Genomic DNA, 22,329 nt, shown 5'->3' with positions numbered 1-22,329 from the left:
CAAAAAATGATTGTTTATAGCAAATTTAGGCTTGGGAAAGAAAAAAATTCTCTAATTTTAAATGGATATATTTTTTTCGCTGTTTTTTTCTCCTTTCAAATTTGTGCAATGCATATAAAAAAACCCGGAAGCTTCTGCTCCCGGGTTTCGTTGAGGGGTGAGATTTATCTCCAGCAGTTTCCTGTTCCACGGCTGTTTCTACCACCGAAGTTTCCTCTCGTGCTTGGAGCATTCCTGTAATTTCCTTGCTGTGGTGTATTCTGGTAATTCCCTCTTGCTTTGTGACTTTTTCCATAAGCTGCTCGATTCATCATGGCGCCTTTGATCCAGGTTGGGAAACCATCAGCATCTCTGAGCACTATCTCTGTACCATCTATCGTTATTTTTGAGGGCACTACGAAGCTCTCGTCATCAACCGTCACCAATTTACCCTCTACTGTAACATTCTGTCCTTCCGCTAATTCAATGTCACTCAGCATCCAGATGGGGCCTGTGTGGACTTCTACTATTCCTTCGGCTGTTTCTACCTTGATCTCTGTGGGCATGTATGCAACCCCTACAATGGTGCCCTCTATTGTGATATCTTCACCATTGAAATATGCGCTGTCATCTCTGTGCTGGTACAAGGGTTCAAAATTTTCCGTTGTCCTACAAGAGTAAACGCCCCTTGCTGCCGCTGGTGCTCCTGCAGGTGCTTGCTGATCGTTCCAGCGAGGACCAAAAGCGAAAAGACTCACACTAAGAACGAGAACCGCTACCAACGTTGTTACGATAATACCTTTTTTCATGTTACTCACCTCCATAGGGGAATGTTTAACTTCACCACTATGATAGGTGACCTTCCTTAAAGAAACCTTAGACTAACCTTAGAGTTTGCTTAGAATTTTTGATCGAAAAACAGCGCAAACCTGAATGTCGAGATCAGGAAACCGAGAATAACCATTCTATGTCTTACATGTTTGGGTTGTGCAGTGGTTTAAAAATGAAGTATTTTCTTCCTATCGTGAAAACAGCTTTTTTCCTGAAACCGAGATAAGAAAGAATAAAATGATAGAGAATACCCCGCTTATCATTACGCCCTGTTCAATAACCACATTATCCATTACATAACCTGCGAACCCGGTCAAAGCCGACAGGGCCATAAGCCAGAAGAGAAGGCCAACAGCTTTTCTAAACTTGTTTCTGCTTAAAAGGAGTTTATGGCCAATAAAAATAGCGCTGAGCGAAAGAAAAACATAGCCAAGCAAATCCAAAAAATAAACAAAGGAATCTTTATTGTAGAAATAGAGCATCTCAATCAGATGAACATCAGCATTAGAGCCGAAGAGCCTGGGGAAAAGGGTATATTGAGATATATACGTGATACTTACAAGCACAATATATGGAGCTAACCAGAATACGCTTAAAATGTCAAGTAATTTGTGTTCTCTAAAACTATCTACTGAAAAGGCAAGCAAAATAATCAGAGCAGACATGGGAATTGAAATCAACGATGCGTTGAAGAAGCTCCACCTATAAAGCGTCAGGTTGTTTTTTAAGTGCATTAGCTGGTCCTGAACATTCCCTGATGGCATGGTAAATATCGTGAGAATTATCCAGAATACTGTAAGAAAAAGACCAGCGGATGCAGTTAGTGCTATTTGCTTTATGATTTTATCTATATTATTGCTCATATTTCTATGCCTTCAAAAATATGAGAACCACTAAGATTACCATAAAAACCAATGTGATTAACCCCAAAATTATATGCGGAGTAGAATCCATTTCTCCGACCCAGCGAAAACGAATAGCCATTCCACAACCAGATGATAATACAGCCAAAATCAAAGTGATGATAGAGAAAACTTTCAAAAGCATAAAATCCCCCCTAAAAATTTGGTTAATTATAACCTTTTTCACAAGTTTTCACATGTTTTTGGAACTCTCCTGGTGGTTGATTTGCAAAAACGCGCTGAGTATGGGGAAAATGACCAGTTCAAGTCTCCAAGGTTTTCATGAGCAATTCTTTTGGGGCATTTATTCCAACAGAGTATAACTCTCTAAATGCCGATATGTATCGCTCTGAGTTGAATTGCTTTAAATCGTAAGATAGCTCTCTATTTAATACCAATGAATTAAAAAATTGCGCAATACACTCATAAGCGCCATAAAACTCCGCCATTTTTTCCGGTTTGGTCGATAAAGCTTGGAAAAACTCAAAAGCTACATCACTTAATATGTGTGTCCCCACTTCGTGGCTTATGAAATCAATCATAAAGCTGCTTTCTGATTCGGAGTAAAAAACATTTTTACTGTATCCAAGTGAATTTGCATTAGGCCCTCCCTCGATAGCCGAAACAAGGACTATTTCATATTTTTTTGCTTTGAATGATTTTCCTGTTACTTTTTCCCATTTTTCTATAAGATTTAAGCCTTTCAGCTTTTCATTTAACCTGTCAGCTTTCTTTTTCATTTGTGGAAATTCATAAGGCCATACCAGATTTTTGTAAGTTGTGAAGTTGTCTATGTAAACCTCTTTCAGCATTTCTATTTCTTCAAGCTTTTCATGTAACATCTCGAACCATCTGTCATCAATCTTTGGCAACCATTTTCTTTCAGATATTTTTTCCCTGTATTCTTTTATGAAACCTTCAGGTCTTCCATGAGCCGCCTTTTTGATTAAACCAAAGTATCTTTCAAGATCATTCTGGGAATTGAGCCCAAGATAAGCGGGAAAGAATATTAAGTATTCTACAAGATCCCCTGCATTGCCATTCGCAAAGTTTAGCCTTTCTTTGAATTTTTGCAGGATCTCTCGATGCTTGTTGCTGATCGAGCTCGCATATTTGCGTGAGTAGCTGTTATCATAGTTATTCTTTGCTACTGCCAATAAGTGGAAGATATAATTAGTTCCCAATTCAGCGATTAGCTTGATTTCTTTCACTCTATCTTGCCTCCCAAAAATCAAGCTGATTACCTCTCAGCGATCTATCTCGGCATATAAATGTTGTATCGAATCGTAAGCTTCCTGAGGAAGTTTGTTATATCCATCTTTTTCAGTGTCAAGGAAGCGAATGTAATCCAGCCTGCTGTGTATCTGCTTCTTCAAAAGCTCAATATAATCAGAATCGGTGAAGTCTGGAACATAGCCTTCAATCTCCATGATTTCTACTTCTTCGAATTTTCCCCATTTTTTGAATTTCGCGGTTTTAGTGACTATCGCTTCGAGAATACCCAGAGTAACATCCTTGGTGACCTTCTTCTTCAGGAAGTGTCCTGTATTGAAGATATAGCAATCCACGTTTCTATTTTCAAAGAGATCTTTAAATCCCTGATAATCAATGGAAAGAGGATAGGTTCTGAAAGGATTCGCATAGGGTTCAAAAACCAGAGCATCGGGATCCACGCCCGGAGCAAGCCTTTCGGCTGAAGTTCTCTTTGTTGCAAGTGTTGCACCAAGAGTCGAGGCCAGGGCAGGATCATTTATTTTAAGCACAGGCGGTATTGAGGGATCTTTCATGAGCCAGATTATAGCATTAACGGGTTCAGAAAATTTATTCTCCCTGTTAGGAGACCATAAACTGGATTTTATGGCTCTTCCGTTTCCGTTTCTTATGTCTTCGGCAACAATCACTACTTTGCCTTCGTTATCTAAAGTCGCACCTACGTTCTGCACACTGAGCAGATATTTGTTATCAGGGGAATTCAAAGGATAGTCTGCCATTTTGTCGAAATAAGAAGGTTCAAGTGCAACAGAAGAGCCATCCTTCAAAGAGATGATAAAGGCATCGTCATGAAGGATGGTTACATCGTATTTCCCCCCGTGCTTTGCATGAGTGAGAGTTGATTTTCCAGAACCTGAAAGTCCAAAAACGCCAATTACGAAACTCTTATCTTTTAGGTTGTACCTTTTTTGCCCGCCATGGCATGACACATAGCCATTTCTGCTTGCACAGCTCCACGCAAGGGTCAGGGTTCCCTTCTTGAACTCCCCAAAATATCTCATTCCAAGAATAGCAGCTACGTTATGCTCAGGATCGAAAAAGGTTAACCCAAAGGGATGGTCGGGATGGCTCCAATCCGGATCTGCGAAAACGAAAATATCACCCTCGCCCTTTAATTGTTTTGATCTTTTGTATAGTTCAGACCAACTATCAGTAAGAGGTTGAAAGTTCAGTAGCCAATTGTAAAGAGTGTTTTCATAACCTTCAGGGACAAGAAGATGGGCTTTTACCGAAAAATCTTCATCAAGCCCTATTATTGCCTGCGCGTGGTACATTTTTTTGTATCGTGTGTTATAGACCGCTTCCCTGAGTTTTGCAGCGTAGTCTTTCAAATCAAGCCCCGGTTCGCCGACAATTCTTCGCGCTGGGGCGTAACGACCAACAACTGCCCCATCATTGAATAAAAGCACCTTGCTTCCCGGTTCAAGGCCAAGTTTCTCAGGCTGAAATACTTCCATATCAGTGATAATTGTTCCAGGCGAGTCTATCGCCAGCTTATAGGCTTCCCTTCTGGAATTGACATTTACAACGTTATTTCTGTAAAAAGCGGTTTCAACAATACTTCTGAACTCTGAAAAGATGGGATTACCCTTTGATATTCCATTGCGTTCCAGCGAAGATATTGTCGCCATTCTGAACCCTCCTTTTTGGGTAAAAGAAAAAGATGCGGGGCTTTTACCAACCTTTGCCCGCATGCTCAGAACTGATTTTGAGGATATTCACTTTTCATGGTGATTATAGCACTATTAAAAACTATACATATTTCTTGTAATCATTCAAAAGGAGCAATAACAAAGGACTATTTGAAAAGAATAGGGCTAAACTCATTATTCTTAGAGTATGCAGATTTACCGATTTCTTTCAAAAGAGGACCTCTACTTCTATGAGTGGAGTATAAATTTTGAAGAGCGACCACTTATAAAGTGTAATCGAACAGTAGAGCAGGAACTGTTCGAATTTATGTCTGTGTACTGTGCCCAGGCGGCGGAATGTGTAAATGACCTATGAGCCATCACAGATCGAAGCAGGAACTACATCGGCTCTCGGCTTTTCAAGCCACGCACAACCTACAACGAAAAACCGAGTTACGAGAAAAATCGAGATTCCGAGAAGTGGTGACCAGACCCGGGATTCGAGTGCGAGAAGACGAGAAACAAGAAAATCGTTGTACGTTGTTCGTTGTACGTCAATTATTTCCATCCGTTCTCGTCTTCTCGGGCTCTCGGATTCTCGATGTTTTTTCCGCTGCAGGCGAGCATCATCGACGAAGTCGATCGAAACAACTGCGAAGCAGTTCGGGGCAACCACGAAGTGGTTCGCAACAATCCCGAAGGGATTCGTATCAGCCGCACAGCGGCCCTCTCTGTTCTCGTTCCATTCTTATCCTCTCTTCTGTAAGGTATAGTAGTTCACGTATAAGAAACGGCCACATTTGTGGCCGTTTAACGAATTTTTGTTTTTATTCAGAAAGGTCAATAGCAGCTACACCAACATACAGATCAGCGGCTCCATAGTAGAGAAGCAATTTGCCACCATGTTCAACAGCCCCTTCTACAAAAACCACATTGGGAACCTGACCGTATTTTTCCCAGGAAAGCTCCGGCTCAAGCAACGGTTTGTCAGTTCTTTTCAGCAATCTGTCAGGCTTTTCGATGTCAAAGAGGGCTGCACCAACTCTGTAAATTCCAGAATAATCAGCACTGTTATAGAATAGCAAAATTCCTTCAGGAGTTATAAGCGGTGGTGGGCCTGGCTCGACAAGTCGTGCATCGAATTTGTCCGGCCTTGGCCTGAGTACGGCATAAGGATTTACATTCCAGTTCTCCAGATCGCTGGAAGTGGCAATATATATTTGCGAGTCGCCAAAATACATATAGTACTTCCCGTTTATTTTTTGAGGAATAATTGCGCCGGATTTGGACCAGCGGAATTTCTTTATTATCGGTCCAACCTTTGTCCACTCTTTCAGGTCTTTAGAATAGGCCAGGCACAATCTTGCCTGGCTACCATCATAAGCAGTGTACGTCATGATATACAGCCCGTCTATTTCTACAATTCTCGGATCCTCACATCCGCCGGGTATTTCATACGGAGGTTCGGGTTTGATAATGGGTTCTGGCTCTTTGATAAAGTTTAAGCCATCCTCACTTTTTGCAAGCCCGATTGATGAAGTACCGTTCCAGGCACTATGGCCCGTCCAGTCTTCCGCTCTATAAAAGAGGTAAATCTCGTTTCCAACCTTTATTGCCGCTGGATTAAAGGTTGCCTTGCTTTGAAACCCGATCCCTTCAGGCAGCAGTACGGGATAATCAGCGAGCCTTTTCAATTCATACACTTTATCAAAGGGCAAATTTATGCCAAAGAGGCTTATTGAAAACACGAGGAAAAAAAGAAACAAAACAGCTCTTTTGCTATTCATATTATCATCCCTCTCTAACCCACTTCATGATTTCTTCTTTTGAAATTGTGGCGAGAGCTATGTGGTTATCTGCTGCACCGTAATATATATAATATTTCCCTTCGTGTTCCACCATAGCATCAGAGAAGACAACATTTGGAACACCGCCAAATATTTCCCACTCTTCTTCAGGTTCTAATACCGGTTCTTCAGACCTCTTCAATACTTTGCTCGGGTCGTTAAGATCAAGGAGCATAAATCCCAGCCTGTAAGTGGGTCTTGGAGTGTTTTCAACTCCATGATAAAGAACCAACCAGCCTTCATCGATTTTTATTGGCGGAGCTCCAACACCTATTTTCAGATTATCCCAGTAACCTTCTCTTGGTCCGGCAATAGATACGAAATCTTCCCAATGTATAAGGTCATCTGAAAATGCAAGATACATATCCGGCTCAATTCTGTGGAACATCACATATCGACCATTCACTTTCTCAGGGAAGAGCGCCGCATCCTTATTGTCTATATCAGGTATGATGACGCCATGACGTTCCCAGCGTATAAAATCGGTTGTAGAAGCCATGGAAATTCTAACTCCAATAGGAGAATAAGCAGTGTATTGCATGTAGAATTTCCTGTCTATTTCCGTTATCCTCGGATCCTCTACACCGTATAATTCCCACTGGCTGCCGGGGGTAAAGACAGGCTTTTCCATTCTGTTGAAGTTTATGCCATCTGTGCTAACAGCGTAGCCTATTCTGGAGACCATATCTTCTCCCTGTGCACGATAAAGCATGTGGAAAAGGCCATTTTTTTTGACAACCGCACAGTTAAACACATATTTTGATTCCCAATGATGCTGGGGTACCGGTGAAAGCAGTGGATTTAAGACACATCTCTGTAGTTTCATTTTCAAGCCTCCTTTATTTCAAAGACATGGATATTCCCTGTAAGAAATACTTCCTGAATATCAAAAAGATCAGAACCATTGGTATTGTCTGTATAACCGATCCCGCCAATATTGGACCTACATAGCTTCCGTATTCTTTATTAAAACTTGCCAGAAGTACTGACAACGGCATTTTATTATAGTCTCTGATCACTATCAATGGCCACATGAAGTTATCCCAAATACCTATAAACGTGAACATACCAACTATCGAAGCGGTGCTCCTGGAAAGGGGGAGCATCAATCTCAATATAACCCAAAAATCGTTAGCACCATCCATTTTAGCAGCTTCTATATATTCATTGGGGACGGATTTGTAAGATTGAGTAAACATGAATATTCCCCAAGCCGACATGAGGCTTGGAACGATTACAGCTGAAAGTGAGTTCAAAAGTCCCAGTGCCCTCATTAGAACATACAGCGGGACAATGAACATGAACCCCGGAAAGAGCATCTGAAAAATAATGAAGTTAACAAGGGTTTTTCTACCCTTGAAATTTATTTTTGATAAAGCATAACCGATAAAAGCAGAAGTCATTATGACAGCAAAAGTCACCGTTACCGATATGAATATACTGTTTAAAAGTGCTCTGACAAAAGGCCTTTGCATTGCTTCAGCAGATTTCAAAATGAAGCTGTAATGCTCCGTTGTGAAATGGCTCGGCCAAAACTTTGTGAAAATCTCTGACGAAGGTTTGAAAGAGGACATGAACATCCAGATATAAGGGTATATCCAAAGCAAAGAAGCGGCAAATAGAATAATATACAGCAAAAGCATCCAGAATCTTTTCATGAATAGCTCACCTCTCTCTCGATTAGCTTTCTCGTCAAGATTACGCACCCAAAGCTGATCAGCGCAGTTACTATTGCAAGAGCCGATGCGTAACCAGGATTTAATTTCTGAAAGGCATTTGTGTAAATCATCATCATGAAGGTGTATGTATGCTTCATGGGGCCACCGCCTGTAATGAGGTAGGGTTCGGTGAAAATGCCAAAGGTCAATGAAATGGCAAGCACCAATACCATCACCAGCGAAGGGTTCAGCAAAGGAAGCGTGATCTTCCAGAATTTCACCCAGCGATTGGCTCCGTCGAGTTCAGCAGCCTCATAGAGGTTTTTTGGAATAGTGACGAGCCCTGAATAAAGAATCAACCCGTAATAGCCTATGAATTTCCAGGTAATCATCATGGATATTGAGAGTATTGCAAGCTGAGGTTGGCTGAACCAGGGTATGGTTACTCCGAAGAGAGAGTAGGTGAGCTTATTAAGAGGCCCGTTGATAGCGAATAGCTTTGAGAAGATTATAGAATAAGCCACCCCGGACGACACGTATGCTACGAGGAAAGAAAGCATGAAAAAGGTTTTGAAGTATTTGACTTTGGTCAAAGCCATAGCAAAGAGCAAAGACAAAACAAGAACCATGGGAATGAAGTACAGCATGAAGTTGAAAGTGTTGATTACAACCCTCCAGAATTCATCATCCATAAAAAGCTTTATGAAATTGTTGAACCATGTAAATCTCCTCGGCGTAAGGAAATTCCACTTTGACATAGCCAGCACAAAAAGCCAAACAAAGGGGTAACCCCAAAAAATAGCGGTATAGACAAGATACACAGTTGAAATTGACCAACCTTTGATGTTTTCACGCCGTTTCAGTGTCTTCATTCCCATGGCATTCACTCCATTATTCAAAATTTAAAGTTCAGTTCAGAACAAGATACGCCTAATTTTGCTTGCAGCTTCTTTAAGGGCCTGCTCAGGCGTTTTCTTTCCATACATAATAGGTTCAATAAGATACTGAGTCATCGCATCTTGAATATCAACGGTAAAAGTCGTCAGAGCTGGTGGGATAGCATAGGGAACATATTCAGCAAAAGCTTTGAAGTATGGATTTTCCTCCATGTAGCTTGTAAAAATCGGATTGGTGGTCAGGTCTCCGCGGGCAGGTGGCATATTGGTTATTTCCATCCACCTTAGGTCATTCTGAACATTCGAAAACACCCATTTGATGAATTCCCATGCTTCATCTTTGTATTTGCAGGATTTGAACATTACGAGTCCTTTTGTATCAGCAAATACGTGCACGGGTTCATCTGCAGGATAATCATCAGGGACAGGTGGCGGAGCAATGAGAATATTCGGGTACACTTCCGGGAACTGTTCCTTTGCCCAATTGAGGTCCCAGGGCCCTTTGATGCCTCCAAGAACCACGCCGTAGTAGAAAGGAAAATTTCCAAGATCTACTGCTGTCCATTCATTCCTGAACATGGTGTCTATAAATGTGGCGACTTTTTTCCCGGCATCGTCATTAAAGGTGGCTCTCGCCTTTTCAATATCCAGGTAGCTCTTTCCACCGCTCGCTGCATAGTAGTAGTTTATGAAATCAAACCAGCGGTCCCACCAATTTCTTCCAAGAACTACTAGTGCACCGAATTTCTCGTTTTTGACAGAGTATTTCTCGCTGACTTCATATACTTCTGAATAGGTTCTGGGAGCCCTTGTATATCCGAGTTCTTCAAGAAGGTCTTTGCGCCACCAGAACATCATCGGGTTGGAATATATGGGAAGCACGTAGTTTTTTCCGCCGAATTTCCATCCTTCAACAATAGTTTCCATCTTTCTTTCTGCTATAAGGTCAGCATACCCGGGTAAACTTTCGAGGGCCACCAGTTGGTCTGCCTCTATTAGCTGAGCGGCAAACCCACTGAATATGTTCGTGCAAATGTCCGGACTGCTGCCAGCGGCAATAGCTGTCAAGATTGCCTCCTCAGAGCTTCCAGAAGCCGGTATGGGAGACCATTTGATCTGAACGTCAGGATGATTGGCATTCCATTCTTCAACGAGTGGTTTCCAGAATTTTTCCTGAAGAGGATTTGGCGCTGTCCAGAAAACAATTTCTTTTCCAAGGGCAAGAATAGCTATCAAAAGCAAACAGAGAACCAAAAGCGTCTTTCTCATGTAAACCCCTCCTTTTTATATGGTGCTTTCCCGCTCAATATACTGAGTGAAAAGAGATATTTTGACAGGGTGCTTTTCCTCACCCATAAGCAAGTTAAACAACCTTCTCGCTGCAATAGAACCCAGATCATACTTGAATATCTTCAATGTGGTAAGCTTTGGCGAAACAAGCGAAGCACTCATGATATCATCAAAACCAATGACCGAAATATCTTCTGGAATCCTAAAACCCCTTGACTTCAATTCCTCCATGGCTCTTATGGCAGCTGTGTCGTTAGATCCGAAAATGGCATCAGGCTTGCCATAGCTTCTCAACATCATGTCAACGATAGTACTCATGTTATCGTTGATTTCATCGAATTCATAAGACTTTGGCATGAACCCGTGCATCTCCATTGTGGCCATGTAACCGTCATACCTGTCCCTAAACCCGAAGTGTGAAAGAGGACCATGAATATGAACAATCCGCTTCATTCCTTTGGAAATAAGCTTGTCAACAGCAAAAACTGCTCCATCGTAACCATCAGAAACAACATAATCTACTTTAAGTCCGGGGAGATACTGATCAACCAAAACCAAAGGTTTTTTGGTTTTTTTAACTTCTCTAACCAGTTCTTTGGTAATACCTCCCCCTATAAGCAAAAAACCATCTGCATTTTCATCCCAGGAATTTACATCCAGCAAGTGGATATTCATCCTGTGATTTTTAGAAAAATCAATAATACCTTTATATACAATACTGTAAAACTCATCGATAACGGTGGTTATGGATTTGAGAACCCAATCGTCCGCCACAACACCAATGTCAAAATTTTGCCCAGATTTGGCCAGAAACCTTGCTGCTTTCGCAGGCTGATAACCAAGTTCCTCAATTGCCTTCATCACTCTTTCTCTCACTTTTGCAGATACGTATCCATTGTTGTTTATCACCCGCGAAACTGTTGCAGTTGAAACTTTTGCGAGTTTTGCCACATCAATTAGCCTGGTCATTTTGGGACTCAAATTACCCACCCCCATGTGTAAACGCTTACATATCAAAAGAATAATAAAACATTTTCTTCTTCAGAACAATATTCTGTGAGTTACAATTAAAACCATTTTCACCTGATTAAACTGAATTATATGAAAATATATTGTTAATACGCATTTCTATGCTGTTTTTAAATACAAGCTAAAAGAACAACAAAAAGATGAATATTTTAGGAAACAAGCGAAAATCAGCGATAATCAACTCCATTTTTTTCTAATCACTAAAATTGGCTTTGAAACGGGTTATCGTTTTTTTGAACCCAGCTTATATAATCCCTAATGTGAAAGCGCTTACATAACTGCGCTCTACTTTTTACAAGGAGGGGTGAATTATGAAGAAACTTTTGGTAATTCTTCTGGTACTTTTTGCGTTTACCGTTCTGATGGCAGAAACCATGGAAATCCCTATCACTATTAACAAAACAACGCAATCACTTGTACCTTTCAAAATCAGCATGAATAAAGTTCTGGATCTCGTAGGAATGGATTTCGATGCAAATTGGGATTCAATAAGGTTTATCGATGAAAATGGCGTTGAGGTCCCTTACCAGATAGACGATGTTGACCTCAATGGAAAGCTTTCTTCTGGCGACGAGATACTTCTGCTACTCCCGGGCAGCGTGACCATGGAAGTTAGCGATGATTTCAACATTGAAGCTCCGGAGTATGAGCCTGCTCTTTCTGTAAACACTGACGAAGGCATTGTTGTTAGCACCCTTACATTCAAAGCCAGAGTAAACGATAAAGGGTTAGTTAAAGTTGAGAAGTTTGAAAGTGTAGAAGGCACAATAGTCGATGAAATTGGTATTGCCAGAGTTGCTGGCTGGGTAGGCTCAACATACTATATCGATGGTGAGCTTGGAAAACACGAAGAAAAGACAACAGGTGACTTCAAAGTTGTTGACATGAAGGTTCTACCAGCTGGCCCTGTTGCGGTTACAGTAGTGAGCAAGCTGGACTGTGCACCCTTTGTTGGCTTAGAACAGACAATAGTAACCAGCATATTCAAAACAGGTGATGTGATTTGTACCAATCGCTTCATGTTCAAAACCTACGCTGACCTTATGAAACTTCAGAACATGATCACAAGGCCCATCACCGACCTTGCTGATGATGCAGTTCATATGCTCCCCGTTTTCAGAAGATTGGTTTGGGCTGATCAGCTCAACATTACACCACGGGAATATTGGGCTGAGAGAAATGCCATAATGAATGTGAACGGTGTGCCTTACATAGTATTCCCTGCAACAGACTCCATGAAGCCTCTTTGGTGGGGTGCTACCTACATTTTTGCCTCAGAAGAATCCTGGAGATCAAACTACTCACCAAGCAAAGGTATAGGCGTTGCTGAAATCAATCCCGTGAAACCCATGGTATACGTGAATTATGAAAAGTGGGTAAATGGAAACACATGGGTCTACGAAAGCAGGGAGTTCCGTGATGGTATCTTCAAGTGGATACCGGGTGAATTTGAAGTGTACGAATCCACAGCGGGAAATGTAACCACCGAAATGAAAGAATGGCCTGCCAGGTTCAAGGCTGGCGACGAAGTAGTCTTTAACTTATACTACGACGTTTACAAGAGCATGAGCATACCAAATGCAATTGAATACCTTGAACTGAGGACCGCTGAAATTCAGTCTATATCTATTGGTGAGTAAGAAAAATCAACTGACGGGGGCACTTTTGGTGCCCCCGTTTTTCAAAGGTGAGGTTTATGAAAAAAGCATTTTTATTCATTGTGGTGATATTGTTAAGCAGCGTGATTTTTTCCCTTGAATTGGAAGTAGGTCATCTTGAATTCTTGAGATCCGAATTCAAGATAGAGGAAGAAACAGCTATTGGTTACTGGATCTACAGCAACCTTCAACCTGACGGATCTTATAAATACGTTGACGCCGTGGGTGAGGGTGTTACATGTGTGGATGATGTAGCTAGAGTTGCAATTTTTTATTTAAGGCAGCTTGAAGCAAATCCCGAAGATAGTTTTGCAAACAACCGCGCAAAAGAAGCTCTGAGCTTCCTCTTTAAGTTCCAGAGAACCGATGGGGACTTTTACAATTTCGTCTTTGAAAACGGAACTATAAATAAAAACGGCCCCACTTCAAGGGCTGGTGCCAATTGGTGGGCAGCAAGGGCTTTTTGGGCTCTCTCTCTTGGGGCAAATGTGTATTCAGATATTGACCCGGAGTTTTCCGGTGAACTTGCTAAAAAGTCAAAAAAGGTTTTTAACGTTCTAAAGAGTCAGATTGAAAATAACCTGCTAAAAGGATACACTGACATGAGCTCAGTAATGCTTCTTGGAGCCTGTGAGCTGTATAAATCCATTCCCGAAAAGGAAGTTCTGGAAACAATCAACACCCTGGCAGAAGGGATCTTCCTTTCTCTTGATACTCCTCATGGCGAATTACTCGGGCTCTCTGATGAGGGAAAAGAAGAATTCAACTGGCACGGTTGGGGTTCAAGACAGATTGAGGCACTGGTTGAAGCTTACAAGGCGACAGCTAAAACGATTTATCTTGAACGTGCTGAAAAGTCTGCCGAAAAGGTTTTCCCATTGATTTTGTCCGCGGGGCCATTATACTCAATAGCGAAAAGCATAAGAAGATTTCCACAAATAGCATACGCTGCAGAGGTCTTTATAAATTCAGCAGCAAGGTTATACGAAGTAACTGGAAAAGAGATATATGCCTACTACACCCTATTCCTGGGATCGTGGTTTAACGGATTGAATATCTTGAGATCACCTATGATCGGTCCAAATGGACAGGGATATGACGGGCTTGAGATAACCCATAGAAATCTCAATTCTGGGGCTGAATCAACCATTTCAGCGCTGCTTGGTTTACAGGCCGTTAAGACTCTTCCTGAGAAATACCAGAAGCTCTTTGATGAAAAAATGGTATTGCTGACCCCTGCTATTTTTCTGGAAGCTGAAAAGCTTAACCTTGGCCTTTCAGAGGCGGATATTGAAAACACTAACATCGCATCAGGAGGGGCTTTGGTTCGTTGTAAGGGCGTTACTGCCCTCAAGGGGAATCTGTTGCTTCCAGAGGTGCTCTATCGAGTCTTTGCAGTAATTCCCGATCATTATTCAAAAGAAGTTTCCGTTAGCATCAGATACGGAAAAGAAAAAGTCAAACATGATCTGAATATGGATTACTACGGTTTATACAACCTTGGTCTTATAATGGGAACTGCAAAAGAAGAAAGATTTAGCTTTGGGCTAAACCCTTCAAATGGAACAGTTGCCATTGACACCTTAGCTTTTATTCCCGGCGTTATAGGTATTTACTTCGATAATTTAGATCAAACTGTAATAATAAACAACAGCAACGAGACATTTCAAGGCATATCCAGCGGTAACTGCTCTATCTTGCCAGGAAAGGCCATAAAAACAGGAGAAACCTTCCAGGATAAGCTTCCCTGCCAATCACTGGAAATCAGAAAAGAAAATGGATATTTTCTCCTTGAGCTTTCTCCACTTTATAATAACAATGGTGTTGTGGATTCAAATCATCGCCGAGAAGGAAACTTTGACAATATTGAAGGCATCACAGGCGCAAGCTATCCCTTTGAAGAGTTGAAAAAAGCTGTGGATAACGGTTTGCTCACCTTAGAAAGCATCCCATTTCTGTTTTCGGACAATGGAATGGATAACCTAAGAACCAAAAAGCAATGTATTAACATTGGATTCAAGGCAACGGATCTCTGGATACTCGGTTCCTCTGACCATGGCGATTACACCGGGGAACTCATCGTGAAATATAAAGATGGTCAGCAAGAAAGCTTCATGCTTGGTTTATCGGATTGGTGCGGTACACCCAGATACGGGGAAAAAAGCCTTCAATTAGCTTTCCGATACGATTCAGCAGGAAACACCGAACGTATAAGTTGTAAACTGTACTTACAGCACTTTAAATTGAAAGGCGACGAAATAGAAACTATTTTGCTACCGGACATAATCACAATGCACATCTTTGGTATAACACTGAAATAATTTCATATTCCCAGCCGGCTATTTTAAGCCGGCTGTTGTTATTTCATATTGGAGAAATAGCGTATTTCTTCTGCCTTGCCAGCTATTTCCTCAAGCTCTGATGGAAATCCTTTTATCACTTCATTCAGAAATGAAAGGACAGCTTTTTTCATGAGCTCTTCGCCGCCTCTGCCAAAATATCCTCCACTTTTGCCAATAATTTTGGCAATGGGTGAAAGATAGTCAATCATTGCATAATCCGCATGGTTGATTTCATCTATTTCATAAGCGTATAGCTTATTTCTGCTGGACTCCATTAGAGTATCAAGCTTTTTGTATTTCTCCTGTTCACGCCATTCTTCGCTCATCGTTATAAACAAGGGTGCGTTCATGCCTTTTGAAAGCAGTTCTTCAGAAAATGGAAAAATAGCTGGATCAAGCGCCACAACGGCTTTCACGCTCTCGTCTTCCAGGGCCCTAAGAATTACAATGCCACCGCCTCCGGAATGTCCTAAAAGCACCAGATTACCCAAATCGAAGATTCCCTCAAAGTCTGGATATTGTTCTCCACTGTTCAGCTTCTTCAGGTAGTCTTTAACCCAGTCGATATCTTCAGAGAGGTACTGAAAAGTTTCCTGAATTTTTAAGTCCTCTGATTCTGCCTGGCTGATTCTGCTCACCAGATCTCCTTCAGCCGACCTATCATAAATGATTGCCCTATCGTTGAACTGTACAGCTATGTTTGCGTAACTCTGCTCCACACCCACAACGATATATCCATTGCTTGCGAGAGTCTCCGCATAGTTGAAGTATAAAGAAACAAGGGCAGGGGTTCCTGGAAAAAGCATAACAACTGGATACCCCCCTTCTTTTCTGAATGCGGGAGCGTCAATGTGCGAATTTGTTCTTACCTGCCCTGCATGTTCGATTAATGCCCTGGGAATGTTATGTGTTCCTTCAACAGCTTCAAAGTATATCGGCTCTCTTAACCACTTGCTCCTCTCATAACCCTCAGAGCTTGCTGCGGGGTACCAGATGTCTAAGAGCACTCTGCGTTTTTCATTTGGATTCGCTGAAGCCAATTCTCTCTTATCCATATCAAGTTCCAGAATTCTTAAACCAATCTGGAATTCTCCCTCTGGAGCTGGAAGGGGCTTTATGGGAAACAAATAAAGAAGAATTGAACCCAGCGCGATACTGATTAGCATCACCAAAGTGGGGGATATAGCACCTTTTTTCATAATATACCTCTTTTCCCATACTCTATCGCAGTAGAGTATCCGAAGTTGTTCTGAAAGTATAGCAGAAAACATCTTTGAAAAAAAGTAAATGCGACAGAGGGCAAGAGGGTGAGAATGGAACGAGAACCGAGAGCTGCTATGCAGCGGGTAAGCACGCTGCGCGTGGGTATGACTGGCTACGCCAGTGTTATGAACTCCTTCGGAGTTGCCATGACCAGCTCTGCTGGTGTTTAGAAGTTCTCTCGAATCTCGGAATCTCGGTTACTTTTTCTCGCCTTCTCGGCTCTCATTTTTTCGTTGTGGGTTGTCGGTTGTAGGTTGTGCGCGGCTTGAAAAGCTGAGAAAACGACATGAATCCCTTCGGGATTGTTATGAACTCCTGCGGAGTTGTTTCGAACCACTTCGTGGCTGTCTCGAACTGCTGCGCAGTTGACGGCAGAAAAACATGGAGAGAGCAAGAATGGATGGAAATAATTGCCGTACAACGAACAACGCACAACGATTTTCTTGTTTCTCGATTTTTGCAATTAACAGACTATATGATATATTCTTTATACAAAAACTTGCGAAAGGATCTGGTGTTTTGCCTGAATTTGCTGATCTGGTTCTCAGATTAATTTCTGCAACTGTTTCAGGTGCTTTAATAGGGTTCACAAGAGAAAGGATACAAAGACCAGCGGGTTTGCGCACCCACGCTTTAATATCAGTCGGTGCTGCATTTATAACAGTTCTGTCGATCTTCGCCTTTTTTGACGGGGAAACTGGCGATCCAGGCAGGGTGGCTGCTCAAATTGTGTCAGGTATTGGCTTTCTTGGGGCAGGAACTATATTGAAAAAAGGATTTTCTGTTAAGGGCCTTACAACAGCAGCTACCCTTTGGGTAACCGCAGCGATTGGTATGGGTTTTGGAGCCGGAGAATACCTCCTCTCTTTTGTCGCGACAGCTATTGTCCTGTTGATAGTTGTTGTATTCAAAAGGGTTGATATTTTTGCCGGTAAAGGAAACAAGCGAACAGTAACTATAGAAATGCACAAGAAACACGCTATGGAAAAGCTAACAGAAGAACTCGAAAAGCTGAAAATTACCCCCCTCCATATAGAAATAGAGACCGATGAAGACAATATAAATTTTGAACTCGTTATTTCAAGCGAAGACTACAAAATCCTGAAGAAAAACATCGTCGAGTTCGCCAGTATTGAAGGAATAATTTCAATGGATCTTGGCGATTGATTCTTTCCTTTTACCATAAATACATCGAAGTTTCCAATCTATATAAGAACTACACAATATATAAAAGGAAGAGGTTCAGACGGGAAAAGAAAATAATCCATGCCGTTAGAGACATCTCTTTTGCCGCTGAAAAAGGAGAATTTCTGGGCTACATTGGTCCAAATGGCGCCGGGAAATCCACAACCATAAAAATGCTTACAGGTATACTTACCCCTTCTTTCGGGGAAATAAATGTTGCAGGCTTTTGTCCGTGGATAGAGAGAAAGAAGTACGTGAAAAACATCGGGGTCGTCTTTGGCCAAAAGACACAGATGTGGTGGGATCTACCTGTGAAAGATACATACAAGGTTTTAAGGGCAATATACAGCGTTTCAGAAGCTAAATTCAAGAAACAATTGAGCTTTCTAATTGATAGGCTCGAAATAATGGAATTTTACGAGCAACCAGTAAGGCAACTGAGTCTTGGGCAGAGAATGAGAGCAGAGCTTGCTGCGTGTATGATACATGACCCGGAAATTTTGTTTCTTGATGAACCCACAATTGGCCTTGATGTTGTGTCAAAACACAGGGTCTTAAATTTTCTCAAAGAACTTAATGCCAGAGGAAAAACGATTTTTCTCACGACTCATGATTTAAACGATATAGAAGCTCTGTGTAATGAAATACTTATCATAAATCACGGGCAGCTGATATATAAAGGCAGCTTATCCTCGTTAAAGAGTAAGACAGCTCTTCCGCGGTTGTTAAAAATCAGGTTGAAAGAAAGCCATTATTCCCTCTCTGAAACGCAAAGAAATTTCATACGAAATCATAATGGTGAATTCTACGAAAAAGAAGGGGAAATAACTATAAGAATCAAGAACGGTTACAACCCTGCACTTTTGGCAGGAGAAATCATAAAAAAATTTGAAGTAGAAGATTTCAAAATAAAAGACCCGGGTATAGAAGAAGTGGTAAGAGATATCTACCAAAGCATGGAATTTAAGGAAGCCCCACACAAAAATTAACAGGTGCGGGGCTTTGTCGCTAAGGGACCAAATTACTTCCCGGCCATTTTGTAATCCAGCAGTGTCAACGTCATATTTTCATCATATAGCACGCTTTTTATTACCAGCGGCATTTCAGGGTTAATCACCCACGAAAATACAGGTTCCTTCTCTTCATCATAAAGAACCACTTTTTGACCTTTGTATTTGCCGACTTCCTCTTCGCCTTCGTATCTTATGGTTCCAAACCCCATTATTTTCATCGGCAACATTTCTTCAAAATCAAGATAGTTCATCAGCATCATGCTCATGGGGTTCATGAAGAACATAGCGACATAGCTGTAAAACCCTCCTGTCAATGTAACCATGTCAAGGGGCTCGTCCGGGAATTCTTGAACTATCTGGTTGGTTACAGTATAGCCAGTATCTGTTTTCTTTATGAACGTCGTGATTGTAAAGGTCGTTGTTGCATCACCATCAACAATCTGGTAGCTATATGAAACATATTCGAATTCCCTGTAATCTGTGGCAGGTTGCCATACTCCGAATATCGACGCGCCAAGCGCAACAACAACCAAGATGAAGAAGTACCTTTTCATAAAAACCTCCCCCCTTCATGTAAATGCGTATCAATTATATTCTTTTGCATGGTAATTTCATTGGAAATTAAATAGGCTCGAAAGCAAATAGGATAAAAAAGCAGAGGCCAATGCCCCTGCTTATTACATGCCTTTCAGAATTAATTCAAGGTCTTGCTTAACATCAGAAATGGGTTTGATATCAAAATTCTCCACAAGGACCTTGACAACATTCTCAGAGAGAAAAGCAGGAAGGACCGGCCCAAGCCTTATCCCTTTAACACCAAGATGCAGCAGTGCAAGAAGAACCGTAACGGCTTTTTGCTCATACCAGGCAATATCGTATGATATAGGAAGGTCGTTGATATCTTTTAGGCCAAAGGCTTCTTTCAACTTGAGGGCAGTTACAACCAGAGAATAGGAATCATTGCACTGCCCTGCGTCAATAATTCTTGGAATACCATCAATGTCGCCAAGGTCAAGCATATTGTAGCGGTACTTTGCACAACCCGCTGTTAAAATGGCTGTATCACCCGGCAATTCCTTTGCCAATTCTGTATAGTACTCTCTTTCTTTTATGCGTCCATCGCAACCGGCCATGACAACAAATCTGTTCAATTTTCCACTCTTTACAGCGTCTATGATTTTTTCGGCTAATGCGAGGGTTTGGTTGTGAGCAAAACCAATCACGATTTTCTTTCCAGGCTTTTCTTCAAGCCCTTTCAGGCTCAAGGCCTTTTCAATAACCGGCGAGAAATCCTTGGGCTGTCCATCTGTTCTATTGGGAATATGCTTTACCCCGGGCCAGCCGACAAGCCCGGTGGTGAATATCCTGTCTTTGTAGCTATCCAGGGGCTTTTGCATACAATTGGTTGTCATGACAATTGCACCGTTAAATGCTGCAAATTCCCTTTGCTGGTTGTGCCAGGCAGAACCATAATTGCCAGCGAGATGTTTGTATTTTTTAAGTCCGGGATAGGCATGGGCAGGTAGCATTTCGCCATGCGTATAAACTCTTATCCCGGTTCCTTCAGTTTGTTTGAGTATTTCTTCAAGGTCCAGGAGATCATGTCCGCTTACGAGAATGGCAGGACCCGCGTACGTGCCCGTATAAACTTCTGTTATTTCAGGGTGCCCATAAGCGCTGGTATTTGCCTGATCGAGAAGTGCCATTGCTTTGACTGCAAATTCACCGGCTTTTAGCACCAGAGAAATGTAATCCTGTGCAGTTAATGAATCATCGAGTGTGGCTGCAAGCCCTTCTTCAATAAACTCAAGTATTGAAATATCGGAATGTTTTAATATATACGCGTGGTCTGTATAAGCTGCTATACCTTTTAACCCATAAATGAGGAGTTCTCTCAAAGAACGAATATCTTCATCTTTCGTCGATAAAACTCCGACTTCCGCTCCTTTAAGTTCCCAGATCTCCAATCCACCGGGTATATTCCAGGATGCGGCTTCGGGTACTTCTTCGTTGAAATCAATGCCTTCCTTTTCTCTGTAAGCGTTGAGAAAAGCCTCTTTTACTCTGTCTATTATTTTAAGAGCTTTTTCGATTTTCGCCCCAAGGCTTTCTGGATCAAAATTAACGTTTGTTATGGTGGTAAAAAGCCCTTCTGCAACATAAAGATCCGCTTCCTGGTCGGTCAAACCGAGTTTTCTTGCTTTAACCGCCCAATATGAAAGCCCTTTCAGCAGCCATACAAGAAAATCCTGCAAATGAGCGACACCGGGGCTCTTTCCACAAACTCCGCTGATTGTACAGCCTGTACCCTTTGATGCCTCTGAACACTGATAACAGAACATGCTCATTTCTTATACCTCCTTCTTTTCATCGTAAATTCTTTTTTCACCTGAGATCTTTTGAATAGGCGCAATGTTTTGAGAAACTTCCAGCGTTCCGATATATTTCCCCGCTGAATCACGAATCGCAATATATTTTATGTAGATATACTTATCGCCAAGCTTCAACCAAAAATCCGCATCATTTCTCTTTCTTTCTTTGAAGTCTTTCAGAATTTTGTTCACAATATCAACGCTTTTTGGCGGGTGGCAATTTTGAACTTTCCTGCCAACAATAGCCCTGGTTCTGGTGAAAATCCTTTCCGGATTTTCGCTGAAAAATTTCACCGTGTCCGTTTCATCCACAAAGGTAATGTCGAAGGGCAAATGATCCAGCATGAGTTTTAGCTGCTCCGGGGTCATATAGCCACTGCCAAGGTTTATCAAGCTTTCGGAAATTTGAGGGACCTGGTTTTCAAGATAAAAGGGTGAAGGTTTGTAAGAGAAATATCCGATTTCATCAAAAGCTTTCCTTGCCTCTTTCCACTCTTCAGGAGATACCAGTTTCAGAGCCGTTGGAAATAGCACTTTGTGTTCTTTATAAACATGGTCAGTTAAAAGCTCGGTAATTGCAAGAGCCAGATTTGCAATTTCTTTATGGTTTTCATGAGGATTTTCAGAAAGTCTTTTTAATTCTTTTCTCCATTCTCTTAGCTGGTCATGCTCTTTCCACATAATCGCAGGCGGTTGTACGACACCGTGCTTTTCTATAAAAGGAAAGAGCCCGTTTTCCTCTTTCAGAAAATAGAGCTCCAATTGATCAAAATATTCCAATGTTTTGGAGAGCATTTCTCCAATATTTTCTATCTTTTCCAACATGAATTTTCTGAAATTGTCAAATTGATTCATCATATCCCTGTGCTCTTCAACAAGGATATGAATGGGATGCCAGGGCTCTACTTCGATTTCGTCCTCAACGATCGCCTTCTTGAAAAGTTCCAGATGGGCATCGCACATTAGCTGAATGCTTTCCGCAGGAATTCCTTCTTCTATCAATTCCTGTTCCACTCTGGAAATATCCACAGGTGTTAATTCTCTTATTAGTCCAGAAAATTGTGTTTTTATGCTTTCGAGTTTTTCGGGATTATTGTGTAATTTTTTTAGCATTTTCTTCAACATTTCCCGTTTCTCGCTGTTGTCTAACATTCTAATTCC

General features: G+C 41.5%; 19 protein-coding genes. 4 read left to right on the top strand and 15 right to left on the bottom strand.

Going from position 1 to position 22,329, the window contains the following annotated elements; translation table 11 throughout:
* Positions 1-164: 164 nt before the first annotated feature.
* The 11 genes from AT15_RS08435 to AT15_RS08385 form a co-directional block, all read right to left on the bottom strand.
* A complete protein-coding gene (locus AT15_RS08435; protein WP_068348348.1) occupies positions 165-788 on the bottom strand; it encodes a hypothetical protein in 624 nt (207 codons plus the stop codon).
* A gap of 210 nt (positions 789-998) precedes the next feature.
* Positions 999-1,673, bottom strand: a complete 675-nt coding sequence (locus AT15_RS08430) for a hypothetical protein (protein ID WP_068348346.1) — start codon at positions 1,671-1,673, stop codon at positions 999-1,001.
* 4 nt (positions 1,674-1,677) lie between these two features.
* Positions 1,678-1,857 (bottom strand): hypothetical protein, encoded by a 180-nt coding sequence (locus AT15_RS08425; RefSeq protein ID WP_068348342.1) that lies wholly within the window; start codon positions 1,855-1,857, stop codon positions 1,678-1,680.
* 118 nt (positions 1,858-1,975) lie between these two features.
* On the bottom strand, positions 1,976-2,923 hold the full coding sequence (locus tag AT15_RS08420; protein ID WP_153019733.1) for a hypothetical protein: 948 nt from the start codon (positions 2,921-2,923) through the stop codon (positions 1,976-1,978).
* A gap of 36 nt (positions 2,924-2,959) precedes the next feature.
* Positions 2,960-4,615, bottom strand: coding sequence for a phosphoenolpyruvate carboxykinase (ATP) (locus tag AT15_RS08415; protein ID WP_068348338.1), 1,656 nt, complete (start codon positions 4,613-4,615; stop codon positions 2,960-2,962).
* 827 nt (positions 4,616-5,442) lie between these two features.
* On the bottom strand, positions 5,443-6,402 hold the full coding sequence (locus AT15_RS08410; RefSeq protein ID WP_068348336.1) for a glycoside hydrolase family 130 protein: 960 nt from the start codon (positions 6,400-6,402) through the stop codon (positions 5,443-5,445).
* Between the two features lie 4 nt (positions 6,403-6,406).
* Complete coding sequence (locus AT15_RS08405; protein ID WP_068348334.1) at positions 6,407-7,294, bottom strand: glycoside hydrolase family 130 protein; 888 nt, start codon at positions 7,292-7,294, stop codon at positions 6,407-6,409.
* Positions 7,295-7,301: 7 nt separating this feature from the next.
* Positions 7,302-8,120 carry a carbohydrate ABC transporter permease gene (locus tag AT15_RS08400; protein ID WP_068348332.1) on the bottom strand — a complete coding sequence of 273 codons (819 nt, stop codon included), beginning with the start codon at positions 8,118-8,120 and terminating at the stop codon, positions 7,302-7,304.
* On the bottom strand, positions 8,117-8,992 hold the full coding sequence (locus AT15_RS08395; protein WP_068348404.1) for a carbohydrate ABC transporter permease: 876 nt from the start codon (positions 8,990-8,992) through the stop codon (positions 8,117-8,119). Before AT15_RS08395 ends, AT15_RS08400 begins: the two co-directional genes overlap by 4 nt.
* Positions 8,993-9,034: 42 nt before the next feature.
* A complete protein-coding gene (locus tag AT15_RS08390) occupies positions 9,035-10,285 on the bottom strand; it encodes an extracellular solute-binding protein (RefSeq protein ID WP_068348330.1) in 1,251 nt (416 codons plus the stop codon).
* Positions 10,286-10,300: 15 nt separating this feature from the next.
* A complete protein-coding gene (locus tag AT15_RS08385; protein WP_235598542.1) occupies positions 10,301-11,287 on the bottom strand; it encodes a LacI family DNA-binding transcriptional regulator in 987 nt (328 codons plus the stop codon).
* Positions 11,288-11,646: 359 nt separating this feature from the next.
* On the opposite strand from AT15_RS08385, the gene AT15_RS08380 reads away from it, so the two are divergent.
* Together AT15_RS08380 and AT15_RS08375 are read left to right on the top strand one after the other, a co-directional pair.
* A complete protein-coding gene (locus tag AT15_RS08380; RefSeq protein WP_068348328.1) occupies positions 11,647-12,975 on the top strand; it encodes a hypothetical protein in 1,329 nt (442 codons plus the stop codon).
* Between the two features lie 56 nt (positions 12,976-13,031).
* Positions 13,032-15,314, top strand: a complete 2,283-nt coding sequence (locus AT15_RS08375; RefSeq protein ID WP_068348326.1) for a glycoside hydrolase family 9 protein — start codon at positions 13,032-13,034, stop codon at positions 15,312-15,314.
* 38 nt (positions 15,315-15,352) lie between these two features.
* Here AT15_RS08375 and AT15_RS08370 read toward each other — a convergent pair whose 3' ends face one another.
* Positions 15,353-16,534 (bottom strand): alpha/beta hydrolase, encoded by a 1,182-nt coding sequence (locus AT15_RS08370; RefSeq protein WP_068348325.1) that lies wholly within the window; start codon positions 16,532-16,534, stop codon positions 15,353-15,355.
* Between the two features lie 460 nt (positions 16,535-16,994).
* Between AT15_RS08370 and AT15_RS08365 the strand changes: the two genes are divergently transcribed.
* Complete coding sequence (locus tag AT15_RS08365) at positions 16,995-17,765, top strand: MgtC/SapB family protein (RefSeq protein WP_084251658.1); 771 nt, start codon at positions 16,995-16,997, stop codon at positions 17,763-17,765.
* Positions 17,762-18,772, top strand: coding sequence for an ABC transporter ATP-binding protein (locus AT15_RS08360; RefSeq protein ID WP_235598541.1), 1,011 nt, complete (start codon positions 17,762-17,764; stop codon positions 18,770-18,772). The genes AT15_RS08365 and AT15_RS08360 overlap by 4 nt, the downstream gene beginning before the upstream one ends.
* A 32-nt stretch (positions 18,773-18,804) precedes the next feature.
* Here the strand turns inward: AT15_RS08360 and AT15_RS08355 are convergent, their stop codons facing one another.
* The 3 genes from AT15_RS08355 to AT15_RS08345 all read right to left on the bottom strand — a co-directional run bounded on the left by AT15_RS08355 (position 18,805) and on the right by AT15_RS08345 (position 22,320).
* Positions 18,805-19,350, bottom strand: a complete 546-nt coding sequence (locus AT15_RS08355; protein ID WP_068348323.1) for a hypothetical protein — start codon at positions 19,348-19,350, stop codon at positions 18,805-18,807.
* 123 nt (positions 19,351-19,473) lie between these two features.
* The gene (gene hcp, locus AT15_RS08350) at positions 19,474-21,144 is read right to left on the bottom strand and encodes a hydroxylamine reductase (RefSeq protein WP_201029955.1); all 1,671 of its coding nucleotides are present in this window, start codon (positions 21,142-21,144) and stop codon (positions 19,474-19,476) included.
* A 3-nt stretch (positions 21,145-21,147) separates the two neighbouring features.
* Positions 21,148-22,320, bottom strand: a complete 1,173-nt coding sequence (locus AT15_RS08345) for a DUF438 domain-containing protein (RefSeq protein WP_068348321.1) — start codon at positions 22,318-22,320, stop codon at positions 21,148-21,150.
* Positions 22,321-22,329 lie beyond the last annotated feature (9 nt).

Source organism: Kosmotoga arenicorallina S304, assembly GCF_001636545.1.
GTDB lineage: Bacteria > Thermotogota > Thermotogae > Petrotogales > Kosmotogaceae > Kosmotoga_B > Kosmotoga_B arenicorallina.
The sequence above is the reverse complement of the archived record's forward strand: the minus strand, read 5'-3'. Positions and strand labels throughout refer to the sequence as shown.

What these genes read in the sequence shown, in the direction of transcription:
- AT15_RS08380 (WP_068348328.1), top strand. Translation starts at nt 11,647, where the DNA reads ATGAAGAAACTTTTGGTAATTCTTCTGGTACTTTTTGCGTTTACCGTT.
- AT15_RS08415 (WP_068348338.1), bottom strand. Translation starts at nt 4,615, where the DNA reads ATGGCGACAATATCTTCGCTGGAACGCAATGGAATATCAAAGGGTAAT.
- AT15_RS08370 (WP_068348325.1), bottom strand. Translation starts at nt 16,534, where the DNA reads ATGAAAAAAGGTGCTATATCCCCCACTTTGGTGATGCTAATCAGTATC.
- AT15_RS08390 (WP_068348330.1), bottom strand. Translation starts at nt 10,285, where the DNA reads ATGAGAAAGACGCTTTTGGTTCTCTGTTTGCTTTTGATAGCTATTCTT.
- AT15_RS08435 (WP_068348348.1), bottom strand. Translation starts at nt 788, where the DNA reads ATGAAAAAAGGTATTATCGTAACAACGTTGGTAGCGGTTCTCGTTCTT.
- AT15_RS08410 (WP_068348336.1), bottom strand. Translation starts at nt 6,402, where the DNA reads ATGAATAGCAAAAGAGCTGTTTTGTTTCTTTTTTTCCTCGTGTTTTCA.
- AT15_RS08425 (WP_068348342.1), bottom strand. Translation starts at nt 1,857, where the DNA reads ATGCTTTTGAAAGTTTTCTCTATCATCACTTTGATTTTGGCTGTATTA.
- AT15_RS08375 (WP_068348326.1), top strand. Translation starts at nt 13,032, where the DNA reads ATGAAAAAAGCATTTTTATTCATTGTGGTGATATTGTTAAGCAGCGTG.
- AT15_RS08365 (WP_084251658.1), top strand. Translation starts at nt 16,995, where the DNA reads ATGGATGGAAATAATTGCCGTACAACGAACAACGCACAACGATTTTCT.
- AT15_RS08345 (WP_068348321.1), bottom strand. Translation starts at nt 22,320, where the DNA reads ATGTTAGACAACAGCGAGAAACGGGAAATGTTGAAGAAAATGCTAAAA.
- AT15_RS08430 (WP_068348346.1), bottom strand. Translation starts at nt 1,673, where the DNA reads ATGAGCAATAATATAGATAAAATCATAAAGCAAATAGCACTAACTGCA.
- hcp (WP_201029955.1), bottom strand. Translation starts at nt 21,144, where the DNA reads ATGAGCATGTTCTGTTATCAGTGTTCAGAGGCATCAAAGGGTACAGGC.
- AT15_RS08395 (WP_068348404.1), bottom strand. Translation starts at nt 8,992, where the DNA reads ATGAAGACACTGAAACGGCGTGAAAACATCAAAGGTTGGTCAATTTCA.
- AT15_RS08355 (WP_068348323.1), bottom strand. Translation starts at nt 19,350, where the DNA reads ATGAAAAGGTACTTCTTCATCTTGGTTGTTGTTGCGCTTGGCGCGTCG.
- AT15_RS08400 (WP_068348332.1), bottom strand. Translation starts at nt 8,120, where the DNA reads ATGAAAAGATTCTGGATGCTTTTGCTGTATATTATTCTATTTGCCGCT.